A 14,998-nucleotide genomic window follows, 5' to 3' on the forward strand; every position below is an offset into this window, starting at 1 on the left:
GTTTGAAACCGAAAGGAGTACTCGAATGGCAGTGATCACGGTATGGAGCGACATGCTCTGCCCATGGGGATACGTAGCCGGTCTCCGTCTGAGGAAGATGCGGGATCAACTCGGTGCAGATTCCGTTTCGTTCGACTTTCGGGCATGGCCGCTCGACGTCACGCATCGGCCGCCCACCACAAGCCGGAGGCGGGCGGAAATCGTCGCTCTCGCCCAACGCGAACCGAGTGCATTCACGCTCTACGAAGGCGCGATACCCGTCTCGTCGGTACTGGCCTCGGAGGCTCAGAAGTGGGGCTACTCGTACGGCCAGGAGGTCGGCGAGCACTTCGATCTCGCGATCCGACGCTCCTTCTTCCTGCATTCGCGGAATCTCGGGATCCGCGATGAGCTTCTTGCCGTGGCACAGACCGAAGGGCTGGACGACGGTGCCCTGGCCTCGGCTCTCGACAGCGGAGAGTTCCGGCCCGCCATCACCGCCGATATCAGGGAGGGAAGAGAAATCCCCGTCGGTGCAAGTCCGACGGTTGTCCTCCCGGACGGTACGGTGCTGTCCAATCCGGGGTTTGAGGTGACACGGTTGCGAGAGATCCCGATCATCACGGCCGATCATCCCTCCATCTACGAGGACCTGCTGCAACGAGCAACCTGGCAGGATTGAGCTCAAAGGATCTTCCCACCGCTCACATCGACGACGAAGGTGACGGGTCCCTCATTCGCGAGCGAGACGAGCATTCGTTCGCCGAATGCCCCCGAGGCCACAGGAACGCCCCGGGCCGCCACGGAGTTCGCCACCATGTCCACGAGGAACGCCGCGGCGTCGGCGGGAGCAGCGTCGGTGAACGAGGGCCTCCGACCTTTTCTCATGTCGGCACAGAGAGTGAACTGGCTGACGACGAGTACCGACCCTCCGACATCGGCCACCGACCGGTTCATCTTGCCGTCGTCGTCGCAGAAGATCCGGAGACCAACGACCTTGTCGGCAAGCGCCTCCGCATCCCGGGGCTCATCACCACGGGCGGCACACACGAGTACCAGGAGCCCGACGCCGATCGTGGCAACCGGGTTGCCACCGACCGTCACCGCCGCTTCTCGAACGCGTTGGATCACTGCTCGCATGTCGGCAATGTAGCGCTCAATACGCGCCCGGCGGTCGCCGATACACGACGTATGGCGGTTTCCAAGACGAGAACCATCGACCCGCCCGAGCAGGTCGTGGTCCGAGCGTTCGGCGTGGCCACGATCATCGTGGCCGCACAGTTGGCTGCAGCGGCAGCCTTCTTCGCCAATCCCGTACTCTTGCTTGCAGCCATCGCCCCGTCGCTCGTCGCGGTCATGGCATTCGTCACCTTCCGGGGCATGCATGTTCCTGCCGGGTGGATCATGATGGGGTCCGCCGTGGCAATCGCCGTCGACATCGGCCTGACCGATGGAACCCAGTATCGGATACTCGGGCTCGGCGGAATCATCGTGCTCGGCGTGATCGCCGTAATGCTCTCGGCACAGCGATGGGCCATGTACATGCTTGCCTTCGCTTCACTGATCGTGATTGCGAACACCACCTGGAACCGCACCGGCGACCTCGTGGAGACACTTGCGAACGGAATGAGTCTCGCCATCATCTTCCTCATCGGAGCCTCCCTTGCGGCCTGGGTGCGAACCACGAAACTCAAGGCGGACCAGCGGTACCGCACGCTCGTGCAACGTGCTCCGATTTCGATTTGGGAAGAGGACTTCTCGGCCGTCGGAAAGTGGCTCGACGGACTCCGCTCGGAAGGCGTCACCGACCTCAGGAGTTTCCTCACACCGGGCATGATCCGCGAAGCCACCGGGCTCATCGTCGTACGCGGGGTGAACCAGGCTTGTATCGATTTGCTGGAGGCGCGCGATGCGACACAGCTCGTCGGTCCCCTGCAGCCTGCCAGCATCTCAGAGGAAACACTGGCGTCACTCACCGAGCAACTGATCGCCATCTGGGAGCGAACGGACCACGTCACGACGGAAGTCGAGGGGTTGACGTTCAAAGGGAATCCGATCCAGGGGATTCTCCACTGGTCGGCTCCGAGGATCAACGGCCGGATCGATCTCTCCAATGTCGTCGTGTCGGTCACGGATGTCACACCCCTCAAGGAGACACAGCGGCGCCTCGCAGACCTCATCGATTCGAAAGACCGTTTTGTGGCTTCGGTCAGCCACGAGCTCAGGACGCCGCTGACCACCGTGGTCGGGCTCGCGGCCGAGCTACGCGATCACCTGCCGCGTTTCCAGATGCAGGAGATGCATGAGATGCTCGGCCTCATCGCCACACAGGCGACCGACGTCGGTCACATCGTGGAGGATCTACTCGTCGCCGCCAGAGCAGACATCGGAACGATCTCGCTTCACACGGAACGACTCGACGTCCGCACCATCATTCGCGAGGTGGTGGCCAGCCATCCGCCCGACAGGCTTGCACTTCCGAAGCATGCCCTGATGGCAACGGCAGACTCCACGCGACTGCGCCAGATCATCCGCAATCTGCTCACGAATGCGAGACGCTACGGAGGCGACCATGTCGGGCTCACCGCCGGGGAGAGTGCCGACAGGATCTCAATCGAGGTGAGTGACGACGGGCCCGGAATCCCGACCGACGATGCCACTCGCATCTTCCTCCCCTACCAGACCGCGCACCACACCATCGGGCTCACCGAGTCCGTCGGACTTGGACTTGCCGTGGCACTACAGCTGGCGCGACTCATGGACGGTGACCTCACCTATGAACGGCGAGGAGTGCTCACCGTGTTCCGTCTGACGTTGCCGATATCGCTCGATCCGGAGAGGCACACGGACACGACCGTGCAGGGACAGTCCGGCTCGACCGTGTTCGCCGACTGAACATCCGTAGACTCCCGCTTGATGGAGACACTCTGGCCTGAAGGAAACGGTCGTCCGCTGGTCTTCCTCGTCGACGCCTCCAGCATCGTCGAGCAGCGCCTCCTTCACGGATGGATCGACCGCAATCGCGTGCCCGGCGTTCGGTACGAGGTTGTCTGCATCCCTCCGTCCCGTAAGCCACGGCGGCCCTGTCCGGACAAGCACAGGCTCGGCGACTTCCTCGCCGACGATCCCCTGTTCGTCCCGCTGCGTGTCGCGTGGCTGGCGCCTCACCACCACGGCCGGCGGTCGGTTTCGTTTGTCGACCTGTTCCGGCTCAGGGATCCCCGTGTCCCGGATCCGCTTCGCCAGCTCGCCATCGTTCGTTACAGCCCCGACCGCTGCTGGGTGGTCGTCGGCGAGCCGGCGACCGCCTCCTCACTCCACCGAAGCTGGGAGGCCGAAGGCACCGACGGCGACTTCGTCGCCTTCGTGCACCGCCGCGCCCAACTGGCTCTCGAACGTGCCGAACGGCGTCTGCGAGGAAACCGTTACAAGGTCCCACGGTTCGTTCGCCGAGATATCCTCGCCGACCCGTCGTTCGTCGAGCAGGTTCGTGCCATCGCCGAAGCCGAGAACCGATCTCCCGATGCCGCCATGACGAGAGCATCCAGATACCTCAAGGAGATCGCCGCTTCCCACAGCCCATACCTCATCGACCTCGTCGCCAACGCGATCCGGTGGTTGTACCGCCGCGGCTATCGGGCGATCCTGTACTCACCCGGAGACCTCGCGAATGTCCTGTCGATCGGGCAGCGGTATCCCCTCGTCTTCCTTCCGTCACACAAGTCCAATCTCGACCACCTGGCGCTGCAGTACGTCTTGTGGGAGAACGACGCGCCTCCCAATCACACCGCGGGCGGCATCAACTTGAACTTCTTTCCCCTCGGGCCGATCATCAGGCGGACCGGCGTGTTCTTCATCCGCCGCACGTTCAAGAAGAACAACCTCTACAAGTTCGTCCTGCAGAGCTACCTCGACTATCTGATCGAGAAGCGGTTCCCACTCGAGTGGTACCTGGAAGGGGGACGTTCCCGATCCGGAAAGCTGCTTCCCCCTCGTTACGGGATGTTGACCTACGTCGCCGATGCGTTCAGAAGAGGAAAGAGTGAGGACGTCTTCCTCATCCCGCTTTCGATCACGTACGACCATATCCAGGATGTGAGCGCGTACGCCGCGGAACAGCGCGGCGAACGCAAGGAACGCGAGAGCTTCGGATGGTTGATCCGCACCATCCATTCGTTGGGCCGACGGTACGGCGACATCCACCTGCGTTTCGGCGAACCGCTCGCCCTGTCCGACTATCTCGAGCAAGGAGCGGCGATCGCTCCCATCGACGTTCAAAAGATCGCGTTCGAGGTGTCGACGCGGATCAACGACGTCACACCCGTCACCCCGACCGCGCTGCTCACAATCGCCCTCCTGACCGCAGAAGATCGGGCATTCACGTTGGATCAGCTCCGAGAGGAGATCTCCGAACTGTGCGAATACATCCGTTCGCGCGACATCCCGATCACCGAACGCGTGGAGTGCAAGAACGCCGAACAGATCGAATCGATCCTGCAGCGCCTCGACGACCAGGGCATCGTCGCCACGTTCGACGCCGGACCCGAGACCGTGTACATGATCGGTTCCGAGCAGCGTCTCACTGCTGCCTACTACCGCAACACGATCGTTCATTTCTTCGTCAACGCGGCCATCGCCGAGCTCGCACTCCTCACCGCCGCGAACGCCCAGGTGGCCGGTCCGGAAGCCTTCTGGGACGAGGTGATGCGACTCAGAGACCTGTTGAAGTTCGAGTTCTTCTTCGCGGACAAAGACGAGTTCCGCCAGCAAGTCTGGAACGAGCTGCTTCACCAGGACCCTCGCTGGCCCAAGCGCGTTCTGCAGGGAGCAGAGGAGATCCGCACCTTGCTCCGAGACCTGCGGCCGCTCACCAGCTACTGGGTTCTTCGGCCGTATCTCGAGGCATACCAGGTCGTAGCCGATGCTCTCGTCCTGCATCCGCCGTATGTCGAGATCAACGAGAAGAAGTTCATGGGCGAGTGCCTGGCGCTCGGAAGACAGTATCGGCTCCAGCAGCGCATCCACACCGACGAGTCGATCTCGCAGGTGCTCTTCACCTCGGCCTTCAAACTCGCCGGGAACAGGGGTCTCCTCGATATCGATGATCCGGACTGTGAGGCGAAGCGCCGAACCTTCGCTTCAGAGATCCAGGATGTGCTGGCCAAGATCGATTCCATCGCGGCCCTCGCCACTGGTCGGCGGGCAGGGTTCTAGTGACGTCGTTTCGATGCTCGGCATCCGGCAACGACTCTCCAGACCCTCAAGAGCATCGTGTCGTTGATGCCACCACCCGATGCCGGGGAGATTCGCCGGCCGTTCGCCGGGCGGACCTCGTGCGATGAGCGACGGCCCGTCCGCCACGATTCTCGATCTCTTCGACCGCTACGCGGATGGTGTCTTCACACTCGGGTACCGCCTCCTCGGTGATCGACATCTCGCGGAAGACGTCGTCCAAGAGACGTTCCTTTCGGTCCTTCGAGGCATCGCCTCCTACCGCGAAGAGGGCCCGATCGCCGGATGGCTGTATCGGATAGCGTATCGCAGTGCAATCGCGCAGCAGAGGAAGCGGAGAGATCTGCCGACGGATCCGGCGGATATGATCGATCTGGTCGGACACGCGACCGACGACGTTGAGCGGACTGTGATCTCGCGCGAACTCCTCGTCGCCATGGACCGGGCGATTTCCGCGCTGACTCCCCCACTCGGAGCGGCTTTCGTCCTGCGCGAGATCGAAGGGCTCTCCACACAAGAGGTTGCGCAGGCACTCGAGATCTCCGCGTCCTCGGTGAAGATGCGCCTCGCGAGAGCGCGAAAGGCGCTCCGCTCCAGGCTGAAGGGATACCTGTGATGAACTGCGACGACCTCGACGCCCTCCTTCCTGAACTCCTCGACGGGCAGGTGAGCAAGGAGGAGAGAGATGCTGCACTGGAGCACCTCGCCACGTGCAACGACTGTCGGATCGTCGTTGACGACCTCGAGCACATCAACCGGCTCTATCGCGAGCACGGAAGAATGCACCTCACCGACGAAACGCGCGAGCGCCTCCGCCGGCTTCTCGAAATGTGACCGATCTGCCTCCAGTCGCGACATACCAGTTGAAAGGAGGCAATCATGAAGATCAACGAAGCAAGCTGGGACCGGGTCGCCCGTGTCGTGCTGGGTGGGGTGCTCCTCTATCTGGGGTGGGCAAATGTCGTCACCGGAGGATGGGGTATCTTCCTCAAGATCATCGGTTTCGTCCCCCTGATCACAGGAGTGGTCGGCTGGTGCCCGATTTACGCGATCGCCAAGTTCCGCACCAAGTCTTCGACCTGACGGTGCCGGCGCCGGCCACCCCCTTCTCACCGACGCTCCCACGCCGTACCCTCGGCGTGCATGGTTCGTCTCATCGACCCGACCGTCGCACGCCGGACGGCGGCACACATGGAGACCTTGGAGAGAGAACTCTCCGCGCAGATGGCAGCGGCCGTCACGCTGCTGCGCACGGTGGGGGGAACGACGGTGACGGCTGCAAGAGCCCGGGCGTCGACGAACTGGTGGGGCGAAGAGGCCGCCAGATTGCGCCTACGCGCCGACGCCGTCGACATGGGCAACGCCTGCCCCGTCCCGGAGACGTGGGGACCGACGATCTCGGCACCGGACCCGCCCAGGGACCTTGTGCTCGCGGACCTCTCGAAGCTCGAGGAGAGGCGAACCCTTCTGTCGACGCATCTCGATCTCTTGAACGGATTCCTTCGATGGGTGCCTGGGGAGCCGCTGCAGAGCCTCCGATCGAGCTTGACCCGGGCGGTTGCCCGACTGGATCGTGCCGTCGCCGATCGAAGGGCATGGGCAGACCGGAATCTGCTGTTCTTCGACCCGTCCGGAGATGGGCGCATCGTCGAAGTGATCGGCGATCTGAAGACGGCTCGACACGTCGTCGTTCTCGTCCCGGGCATGGGGAATGGCCTTTCGTCGTATGAGCGAACCCTGCGTGTCGATGCGCTCCGCCTTGCGGAGCGTCTCGGCGACACGGACACGGCAGTTGTGGCCTGGCTGGGCTATGACCCTCCCGACACGATTGTGGGCGCAATCTCGCGCGGACCTGCCCGTCGGGGCGCAGCCGCCCTCGGAGACTTCGTCAGACGGCTCGGTCCGGTCCATACGACGGTCATCGCTCACTCCTACGGATCACTCGTCGCTGGGCTCGCAGCCCGGCAAGGTCTGCTCGTTCCGGACGAACTGGTGTTCATAGGCAGTCCTGGTGTCGGGGCCGACAACGTCGCGGAGCTGGGTCTTCCTCCCTCCACGACGGTGTGGTCCGGCCTCACACTGTTCGACCCGATCCGGCTTGCTCGCCCAGACTGCATGGATCCTTCGCCCCGCTGTTCGACCGACCTGGTTTTCGGTACCGACCCGCACGGTCCGATGTTCGGCGCCAAGGTATTCGCGACCGGTGAAGGCCCGCTGTGGAACGCCCACTCGGCGTACTACCGAACCGGATCGCTGTCGTTGGAGAACCTGGCGCACATCGCTCTCGACGAGGACGTGGTCGACGGTCGAGCGTGAAGCGTGTTTCGGCGTCGCTTCCGGCTCACGGACGCGTCAACGACCGGTGCAGCGCCCACGAGGCAAGAGTGAGGAACACCGCGGCGTACCCGCCGAGAATCGCCAGCTCGGGGAGGATGTCGACAAGTCCTCCTCCCCGCTGCACCATCTCGATGAACGCCTCCAGAGCCCACGCGTGCGGAGTGATGTGGGCCGCCGTGAACAATCCCGGCGAGAAGATCTGGAATACCTGCAAGGGAACCATGCATCCTCCGAGCGCCCCGAATCCGAGCCCAAGCAGCACACCGATTCCGCCGGCCTGCGCATCGTTGCGAAACAGCGACCCTATCAGCATCGCGGCACCGGCGCTGACGAGCGAGAACATGACGAGGACGGCGCCGGTTCCCAGCGGGTCTCCCCAATCGACGCCGAATATCAGCCACGTGCCGAGAACGATGAACAGACCCTGCACCATCGCGACCCCGAACCTTCCCATGGCTTCCCCGGCAACAATGGTTCGTATCGGTGTTGGCGTCGCCACCATGCGACGGCTGACGCCCAACATTCGTGAGCGGATCAGTGCGGCAGACCCGGCGAGGGAGGTGAGGAACATGAACAGGATCAACTGGGAGTGCGCGCCCAGATCGAAGCGTCCGACCTGAGTGAATGAGACCGGCTCTCCCACCAACGACGTGCCGACGGAGATACCTGCCAGGCCGGCTTGCTCGGCCCTCGCTATGGAGAGCGCAACATTGAAATCGGCCAGACCCTGAGCTTCAACGAACCTGGCCGCTCGCAGCACCCTGTTCTGTTCGGCGACGACGCTCCCCACGATGGTTCGAAGTACGGCCTCTTCCTGCAAGGATCGAGCGATGAAACCGAGCTCGACGCCGTCTCTGACCCTCTCGTCGTAGTCCTTCGGTATTTCGAGGCCGGCTTCCACTTCTCCACGCTCGACGGCCAGGAGGAGTTGGTCGAGGTCCGCATAGGACGTGACGCGGATGGTGGCCTGGTTCTGCAGATCGGCCATCAGCGACCGGGCGAGCGGACCGTCATCACCGCCGACGACACCGAGACGAGGCAAGAAACTGCCACCGAACACGGCCCCGAGCACCAGGGTGAGCAGAAGTGGAAGGACGAAGATGAAGAAGAATGAGCGGCGATCCCGCATCATGCGGAGCACATTCGTTCCGGCAATCGTCCACACCTTCATCGGTTCACGACCTTGCGCAACAGCACCCATGCGAGTGCGCCCGACGCCACGCCGAACCCCATCAGGACGGCTGCAGCCGGCAGCACGTCGGAGACGTGACCTGCGGCCAGGTCACCCAGCCCCTGCAAGAACCATGCGTGCGGCGTAAACCGGCTCACGACGGCCAGGAGACCGCCGACCTGCGCCACCGGGAAGAAGGACCCACCGAGAATGGCCAACGCGATGGCGACGATTGCCGTGTACGCATGGGCCTGTTCGTCGGTCTTGGCGATGCCCGACACGACGGCCATGATCCCGACCGCCGAGAACGTCACGGTGAGGACGAGGATCGCCACTCCGACGGGGTTCCCCCAGTGCGCTCCAAGCAGATACGTGGAGGCGACCACGAGAACGGTCATGCTCACGACGCCGAGAACGTACGCCACGATCGCCTTGCCACCGAGAATCGAGCCTCTCCCGATCGGGGCGACCAGCAGGCGGTCGAGCGTTCCGTCATGACGCTCCTCCAACAGCCCCAGGACGCCAAGCTGAGTGACGTAGAACAAGAACAGGACCGCCATCCCCACCGTCATCGAAGTCGCCCCATCGAGCCGGCGGGTTGCGGCCGGCACGCTGCCGACCGTGACCGGCGCGGGATACCCCATTGCCGCGGCGACCGTGCCCGGACCGATCGATCCGCCGGCTACCCGATAGGTCCGAATCTCGAGGTTGACGGCGGTCACCTCATCCGCGAAGCGGGTCGCGAGTGCCTCGGCGATCGAGGTGGCGGTCCATGAGGCTCGACTGCCGATGACTTCGAGCGTTGTGGCTTCGCCATGCTGCACCGCGGCAGAGAATCCGGCGGGAATCACGAAGGCGGCGCTGATGCCATCCTCGGAATTGGAGAGGGAATCGCCTCCAACCTCCACCCGCCGGCGTGCTTCGTCGACGGACCCGACCGACACGATCCTGATCCCCTCCTGCCCGGCGGCGAAACCGGCGAGTACCTGGTCCGTGAATGCGGCGGCGATCTCCCCTCCGTCCTGGTCCACGACACCAAAGGTCGCAGCGAAGTGTGTCGATGCGATCGGGTTGAAGACGAAGCTGAAGATGGCTGCCAGCCCCAGGGGAGCGATGATCCCGACGATGTAGGCGGAGCGATCGCGCAAGCGCCTGCGAAGATCCTTGCCCGCGATGAGCAATGCAGGACGCATCAGTCCCGCAGAGCCTTGCCGGTGAGGTGCAGGAACACGTCTTCGAGGTTCGGCTCGTCGATCTCGACGGTCGCCACGGTGACGCCCGACCCGGTCACGACCGACAGGACCTCGGTGATGACCTCACCCGCGTCTTCGACGATGATGTCGATGCCGTCGTCGACGCGCCCCACCTCCCGGACGGTTTCGATACGACGAACCCTTCCGATGGCGGCGTCGAGATCCCCCGAGGCCCGCAAACGAATCCGATCGTTGCTGCCGACCAGACCGACCAGCTCATGTCGGGTTCCTTCTGCGACCAGCTTCCCTGCGTCGATGATTCCCACGCGGTCGCACAGGCGCTCGGCCTCCTCGATGTAGTGGGTCGTGTAGATGACCGCCATGCCCTCACGGCCGAGAAGCTCGACGTTTTCGAGAATCGCATTGCGACTCTGCGGATCGACGCCGACGGTGGGCTCGTCGAGGATGAGGAGTTGCGGCTCGTGCAACAGGCCGATCCCGATGTTCAGGCGCCGTTTCATGCCTCCCGAGTACTCTTCGACGCGGTCGTCCGCCCGCTCGGAAAGGCCGATGATCTCCAGCACTTCATCGGTTCTGGACGCGAGGTGAGACGAGGACAGCCCGTACAACCTGCCGAAGAAGCGGATGTTCTCCCTGGCGGTGAGATCCGGATAGACGGCAACCTCTTGCGGGACCAGACCGATCGCGGCCCTTGCCTTGACGCTTCGTGTCGTCACCGGTTGCCCGGCGACGGTCACCGACCCCGCATCGCTCGAGAGCAACCCGGCAATCATCGAGATCGTGGTCGTCTTACCTGCACCGTTCGGACCGAGCAGCCCGTAGGTCTCGCCCCGCGCGACCCGAATACTCACGTCGTCCACGGCCACGAGGCCATCGAAAGACTTGCGAAGGCCCTCACAGACGAGCACGCACACAGTTCCCTCCCTGTCTTGCCAGGAAGCTAGCAGACGGTTTACGATCAGAATGATCCCGATACACCGCCGCGAACGCGAGAAAGCTACGCACATGATCTTTCGAGATCGCAATGACGCAGGTCGGCGCCTCGCAGAGAGCTTGAGGAACTTCGCGGGTCCCCAAACGGTGGTCATCGGCCTCCCCAGAGGAGGTGTCGTCGTCGCCTCCGAAGTGTCGGCGGCGATCGGCGCTCCGCTCGATGTCCTCGTCGTCCGCAAGCTCGGCGCGCCGGGCCAGCCCGAGCTGGGTATCGGAGCGATCGGCGAGGACGACATCGAAGTGCTCAACCCGGACCTCATCGGCATGCTCGGCATCACCCAGGCCGAACTCGACGCCGTCAGAGAGGCGGAACGAGCAGAGCTTCGACGTCGGGAGGCGCGGTACCGTCGTGGCAACCCACCACTCCCGGTTGCAGGGAAGACGGTGCTGCTGATCGACGATGGCCTCGCAACCGGTATCACCGCCAAGGCGGCTGCGAGGGTGCTGCGCGCCCGTGGCGCAGGGCGAATCGTGCTTGCGGTACCGGTGGGTGCACCTGATACGGTCCACGATCTCAGGGGAGAAGTCGACGAGATCGTGTGCCTCGAAGTCCCCCGATGGTTCAGAGCGGTCGGCCAGTGCTACGAGGACTTTCGGCAGACGACCGATGCGCAGGTTGTCGAGTGCCTCGACGGTGCAGCCGAACGCGGCTCCTGACACAAGGCGGCACCCCGAACGACCAAGCATCGGATTGCGCATCCGGTCTCCGCGCCGCTGCCTCTCGGGGTGCCAAACCGTGCGTACTACATATCAGTCGCAGGCCACCGCGACAAGGGCCATTCGACTCTATCGAGTCCGAAGCCGCCGCCGAGACAGGAGCGCCATTCCGCCGAGCCGATGCCGGCCGCCGTGGTCAACTCGTCGTGACCGGCACCTCGTCCTCCACTGCAGACTCGATCGTCCGCAACAGCTCGGCGACCTGGAACGGCTTCGCGACGAACGCATCCATCCCTGCCCGCAGCACCTGGTCTGCAACGTCGCCGGCGCCTTCGGCTGCCATGCCGATGATCGGGACCCTCGTTCGAGCGGATTCGCCCTGGCGAATCTCGGCCGCAACTTCCATGCCCCCGATGTCGGGAAGCCACAGATCCAGAAGGATGACGTCGAAGCGGTGCTCGCCCGCTGCTTTGAGAGCATCGAGTCCACAGTCGACGACATCGACACGATGACCACGACGCTCGAGGATACGTTTGGCCACCATCCGATGTGTTGCGCTGTCGTCAACCACCAACAGGCTGAGATGGCGACGTCGCTCTCGAAGCCAGTGCTTGGTGACCAGCGTCGAGAGGTCGACCGGGGACGGCCCGGTCAACACGGCCCGAATCGCTCCTTGCATCACGTCGTCGGTCAACGGTCTCGTCAGGTAACCCGCGATGTTCAGGTCACGACACCGAACGGCGTCACCCCGCTGCCCGACGGAGGTGACGACGACGATGTGCATCTGCTCCAGATCCGCTCTCTGTCGAAGCTTGGCTGCGAACTCGAGCGAGTCACCGTTCAATGACACGACGGCCAGAGCGAATGGATGGTCCGTTGCAGCCGCAGTTCCCAGTGCACCGACGGCTTCTGTCGCGTTCTCCACACCGACCGGAGAAAGCCCGATGGCACCGATCGCATCCACGTACCCTTCGCGCACGAACTTGTTCTTGGCGATCACCAGCGCCGGAAGATCCTCCAGCTCGGAGCGTCCCCCCTCGCTGATGCTCACTGCACCTTTGTACACGCCGATCGGCACGATCACATGGAAGTCGGAGCCCTGTCCGAGTTTGCTGTCCGCCCAGATACGGCCGCCCATGAGTTCCACGAGCCGGCGGCATATCGCCAACCCGAGACCTGTGCCGTTGTTGCGCACCGCCGTCTCGTCGCCGGCCTGCTCATATGCCTCGAAGATCGAACCCAGCTGCTCCGCAGGAATACCAGGACCGCTGTCGCTGACCCGCAGATGAAGCGCAAGATCCGCGTCGGCCGAAGCATCCGTGGACACCGCCACGGAGACGGCGCCATCCCGAGTGAACTTCAGCGCGTTGCCGATCAGGTTGAGCAGGATCTGGCGAATACGGCCGGGGTCTCCGGTGATCACCTCCGGAACGTCCTCACCAACCTCGAGTTCGAAACCGATGCCTTGGTCTTCGGCTTGGGCCGCGGAGAGCGCCGCGATGTCGTTGAGAAGATCGGAGAGATTGAACGGCACCGTCTCGATCTCGAGTTTTCCCGCCTCGATCTTCGACAAGTCCAAGAGATCGTTCACGAGCGTCAACAGGGCGTTGGCCGACGACGCCGACAATCCGAGGTATTCACGCTGTTCGGGAGTCAGTTTCGTCTCGAGGGTGAGCTGGGTCATCCCGATGATTCCGGCGAGTTGCGTACGGATTTCGTGGCTGACGTCCGCAAGGAACCGCGACTTGGCCCGGTCGGCCCGCTCTGCCTCCTCGAGGCGCGAGGCAAGCCGCCGCTCCCACGAAGGCGGTTCCGGTGGCTGCGTGGTTTCTACCTCCTGCACATTCGTTCCTTCCCCGGCGACATGCAGTTACCGTGCTATCGACAATGTGTCGCGCGCAGTTGAACCTTTCCTTGGCTCAAGCTGCTCAAGTGTGCCATACAATCAGTACCGGGGCCCGTAGCTCAGCTGGTCAGAGCAGCGGACTCATAATCCGTAGGTCGCAGGTTCGAGCCCTGCCGGGCCCACCCGAATACCCCCTGGTCAGGTGCCAGGGGGTTCATGACCGCTCCACGAGGCCAATTCGAGCGGTTCTGTCCGTCGTTTGTCCGTCTGAGAATCGCGCAGCATCTGATCGAGACGCTTCACGATAGTGGCCACCTCCGAGGGGAACAGGCGACCGTACAGGTCCATGGTGACGGCGACCGACCTGTGGCCGAGGTGACGGTTGATGTGCTCAGGATGAGCGCCCGCTGCGACCATCAACGCGACAGCGATGTGTCTCAAGTCGTGGATGCGGAAGGTCCCCAGGGTCACACCGAGAGAACGTCACCTTCGGACGGCTCCGCCCTCCCACCACGACCAGCTCTTCGCCCTCTACGGCCGGCCCTTCGATTCGGTCGTCCGGATCGAGCACTGCCGATTCAACTATCCCGACTCCACCAAACCCGGGGAACATCGGTCTCCGATGAACCCGGACCGGTTCAGTCAGGAACAACCAAGTCCGATCCCAACACTGTCAGACCTCGAGCGGGGAGCGCCGAGTGGTCGGGTTGAGGATGCTGCGGGGTGGGTCGGTGAGGCTTCGGTCGGTGTGATCATGCGTGGCTGCATTCCGTCCGGTTGGGATCTTCACCCAGATAGCGGCAGTACGAGCGCCAGTCTGTAGTCCGCGACCTACGATGCGCCCGTTGGTGCTCCGGATGTTGTGGAACTCGGACCGTCGAATCTGATCGCACCGACCGGCTTGGCACGCACTCATCGACGTGGCCCCTGTGGACATCGCCGACGACCTCTACTTCAGGAGATTCGTGACGATGCCGTCTGCTGCAGCGTCCGATGCCACGTTGACCGTTCCTTGGTCGATGTCGATGATGAGTGCTTGGCCTTGCGCGAGTGACGACACCGCTTGGGCGAGCTTCGGGACGTCGATAAACCGTGCTGCAGCCGGAAGGTGGGAGTCGTCGGCAGGTTCGCTGTCCCAGGCGATCAGTTGCAGGGTTCCGTGACGAGGACGTACGGCGTTGATATCGACGAAAGGGAACTTCTCGCCCAAGGAATACGGGCCGATGAACCCTGCAGGCGTGCGAAAGCCCACCGCCCGGTGGTCGCGGACAAAGCCAGGCGGAACGATGGCGAGCGCCCGAAACTCGACGAGGTCGAGTGCCTCCACGGCGCCGGCGGGCAGGTCTTCGGGCAGGACGAGTTGACGTCTCTCAGCAGGCGTGTCGAGGAATGCCTGCAGTGGATCCGGTGGAGTCTGGACGCGACCTTCCGCCTCCCAGGCTCGCTGGAGGATCGGGCTGGGGTCTGAACGTCCGCCGTTGGCGCGTTCGAACAGCTCTCTGGCGAGTGAACTCAGGGCGTTGCGAAGCGCCTCCGGACCCGACTCGCCTGGCCCGAGCAGGGTCTCAA

General features: G+C 63.5%; 15 protein-coding genes and 1 tRNA gene. 9 read left to right on the plus strand and 7 right to left on the minus strand.

All coding sequences use genetic code 11. The features are described from left to right. Positions 1–25: 25 nt before the first annotated feature. Complete coding sequence (locus tag GXP34_02310; protein NOY54799.1) at positions 26–661, plus strand: hypothetical protein; 636 nt, start codon at positions 26–28, stop codon at positions 659–661. 2 nt (positions 662–663) lie between these two features. Here the strand turns inward: GXP34_02310 and GXP34_02315 are convergent, their stop codons facing one another. Then, on the minus strand, positions 664–1,119 hold the full coding sequence (locus GXP34_02315; protein ID NOY54800.1) for a D-tyrosyl-tRNA(Tyr) deacylase: 456 nt from the start codon (positions 1,117–1,119) through the stop codon (positions 664–666). A 51-nt stretch (positions 1,120–1,170) separates the two neighbouring features. Between GXP34_02315 and GXP34_02320 the strand changes: the two genes are divergently transcribed. The 6 genes from GXP34_02320 to GXP34_02345 all read left to right on the plus strand — a co-directional run bounded on the left by GXP34_02320 (position 1,171) and on the right by GXP34_02345 (position 7,527). Next, positions 1,171–2,874: a HAMP domain-containing histidine kinase gene (locus tag GXP34_02320; protein NOY54801.1), complete on the plus strand. Its 1,704-nt coding sequence runs from the start codon at positions 1,171–1,173 to the stop codon at positions 2,872–2,874. A 21-nt stretch (positions 2,875–2,895) separates the two neighbouring features. Next, positions 2,896–5,193 (plus strand): glycerol-3-phosphate 1-O-acyltransferase, encoded by a 2,298-nt coding sequence (locus tag GXP34_02325; GenBank protein NOY54802.1) that lies wholly within the window; start codon positions 2,896–2,898, stop codon positions 5,191–5,193. Positions 5,194–5,317: 124 nt separating this feature from the next. Further along, on the plus strand, positions 5,318–5,827 hold the full coding sequence (locus tag GXP34_02330) for an RNA polymerase sigma factor (protein ID NOY54803.1): 510 nt from the start codon (positions 5,318–5,320) through the stop codon (positions 5,825–5,827). Continuing rightward, positions 5,827–6,045, plus strand: coding sequence for a zf-HC2 domain-containing protein (locus GXP34_02335; GenBank protein NOY54804.1), 219 nt, complete (start codon positions 5,827–5,829; stop codon positions 6,043–6,045). The genes GXP34_02330 and GXP34_02335 overlap by 1 nt, the downstream gene beginning before the upstream one ends. A 45-nt stretch (positions 6,046–6,090) precedes the next feature. Further along, positions 6,091–6,294, plus strand: coding sequence for a DUF2892 domain-containing protein (locus tag GXP34_02340; protein NOY54805.1), 204 nt, complete (start codon positions 6,091–6,093; stop codon positions 6,292–6,294). Between the two features lie 60 nt (positions 6,295–6,354). Continuing rightward, the gene (locus tag GXP34_02345; protein NOY54806.1) at positions 6,355–7,527 is read left to right on the plus strand and encodes a hypothetical protein; all 1,173 of its coding nucleotides are present in this window, start codon (positions 6,355–6,357) and stop codon (positions 7,525–7,527) included. 25 nt (positions 7,528–7,552) lie between these two features. On the opposite strand, the gene GXP34_02350 is transcribed toward GXP34_02345, so the two are convergent. The 3 genes from GXP34_02350 to GXP34_02360 are packed head-to-tail and all read right to left on the minus strand — an operon-like array spanning position 7,553 to position 10,940. Beyond that, positions 7,553–8,719 carry an ABC transporter permease gene (locus GXP34_02350; GenBank protein NOY54807.1) on the minus strand — a complete coding sequence of 389 codons (1,167 nt, stop codon included), beginning with the start codon at positions 8,717–8,719 and terminating at the stop codon, positions 7,553–7,555. Continuing rightward, positions 8,716–9,912, minus strand: coding sequence for an ABC transporter permease (locus GXP34_02355; GenBank protein NOY54808.1), 1,197 nt, complete (start codon positions 9,910–9,912; stop codon positions 8,716–8,718). Before GXP34_02355 ends, GXP34_02350 begins: the two co-directional genes overlap by 4 nt. Continuing rightward, on the minus strand, positions 9,912–10,940 hold the full coding sequence (locus GXP34_02360; protein NOY54809.1) for an ABC transporter ATP-binding protein: 1,029 nt from the start codon (positions 10,938–10,940) through the stop codon (positions 9,912–9,914). Before GXP34_02360 ends, GXP34_02355 begins: the two co-directional genes overlap by 1 nt. Between GXP34_02360 and GXP34_02365 the strand changes: the two genes are divergently transcribed. After that, the gene (locus GXP34_02365; GenBank protein ID NOY54810.1) at positions 10,939–11,583 is read left to right on the plus strand and encodes a phosphoribosyltransferase; all 645 of its coding nucleotides are present in this window, start codon (positions 10,939–10,941) and stop codon (positions 11,581–11,583) included. The two genes, GXP34_02360 and GXP34_02365, sit on opposite strands and share 2 nt — an antisense overlap. A gap of 196 nt (positions 11,584–11,779) precedes the next feature. Here GXP34_02365 and GXP34_02370 read toward each other — a convergent pair whose 3' ends face one another. Next, positions 11,780–13,426 (minus strand): response regulator, encoded by a 1,647-nt coding sequence (locus tag GXP34_02370; protein NOY54811.1) that lies wholly within the window; start codon positions 13,424–13,426, stop codon positions 11,780–11,782. Positions 13,427–13,537: 111 nt separating this feature from the next. Here GXP34_02370 and GXP34_02375 point away from each other — a divergent pair. After that, positions 13,538–13,611 (plus strand) — tRNA-Ile (locus tag GXP34_02375). Between the two features lie 16 nt (positions 13,612–13,627). Here the strand turns inward: GXP34_02375 and GXP34_02380 are convergent. Together GXP34_02380 and GXP34_02385 are read right to left on the minus strand one after the other, a co-directional pair. Continuing rightward, complete coding sequence (locus GXP34_02380; protein NOY54812.1) at positions 13,628–13,900, minus strand: integrase; 273 nt, start codon at positions 13,898–13,900, stop codon at positions 13,628–13,630. Between the two features lie 478 nt (positions 13,901–14,378). Then, a partial coding sequence (locus GXP34_02385) for a hypothetical protein (protein ID NOY54813.1) occupies positions 14,379–14,998 on the minus strand: 620 nt, incomplete at its 5' end.

The organism is Actinomycetota bacterium (assembly GCA_013152275.1).
In the GTDB taxonomy this organism is placed as follows: Bacteria; Actinomycetota; Acidimicrobiia; order Spongiisociales; family UBA4744; genus BMS3Bbin01.

What these genes read in the sequence shown, in the direction of transcription:
- GXP34_02330 (NOY54803.1), top strand. Translation starts at nt 5,318, where the DNA reads ATGAGCGACGGCCCGTCCGCCACGATTCTCGATCTCTTCGACCGCTAC.
- GXP34_02320 (NOY54801.1), top strand. Translation starts at nt 1,171, where the DNA reads ATGGCGGTTTCCAAGACGAGAACCATCGACCCGCCCGAGCAGGTCGTG.
- GXP34_02340 (NOY54805.1), top strand. Translation starts at nt 6,091, where the DNA reads ATGAAGATCAACGAAGCAAGCTGGGACCGGGTCGCCCGTGTCGTGCTG.
- GXP34_02350 (NOY54807.1), bottom strand. Translation starts at nt 8,719, where the DNA reads ATGAAGGTGTGGACGATTGCCGGAACGAATGTGCTCCGCATGATGCGG.
- GXP34_02310 (NOY54799.1), top strand. Translation starts at nt 26, where the DNA reads ATGGCAGTGATCACGGTATGGAGCGACATGCTCTGCCCATGGGGATAC.
- GXP34_02315 (NOY54800.1), bottom strand. Translation starts at nt 1,119, where the DNA reads ATGCGAGCAGTGATCCAACGCGTTCGAGAAGCGGCGGTGACGGTCGGT.
- GXP34_02365 (NOY54810.1), top strand. Translation starts at nt 10,939, where the DNA reads ATGATCTTTCGAGATCGCAATGACGCAGGTCGGCGCCTCGCAGAGAGC.
- GXP34_02335 (NOY54804.1), top strand. Translation starts at nt 5,827, where the DNA reads ATGAACTGCGACGACCTCGACGCCCTCCTTCCTGAACTCCTCGACGGG.
- GXP34_02325 (NOY54802.1), top strand. Translation starts at nt 2,896, where the DNA reads ATGGAGACACTCTGGCCTGAAGGAAACGGTCGTCCGCTGGTCTTCCTC.
- GXP34_02360 (NOY54809.1), bottom strand. Translation starts at nt 10,940, where the DNA reads ATGTGCGTAGCTTTCTCGCGTTCGCGGCGGTGTATCGGGATCATTCTG.
- GXP34_02345 (NOY54806.1), top strand. Translation starts at nt 6,355, where the DNA reads ATGGTTCGTCTCATCGACCCGACCGTCGCACGCCGGACGGCGGCACAC.
- GXP34_02355 (NOY54808.1), bottom strand. Translation starts at nt 9,912, where the DNA reads ATGCGTCCTGCATTGCTCATCGCGGGCAAGGATCTTCGCAGGCGCTTG.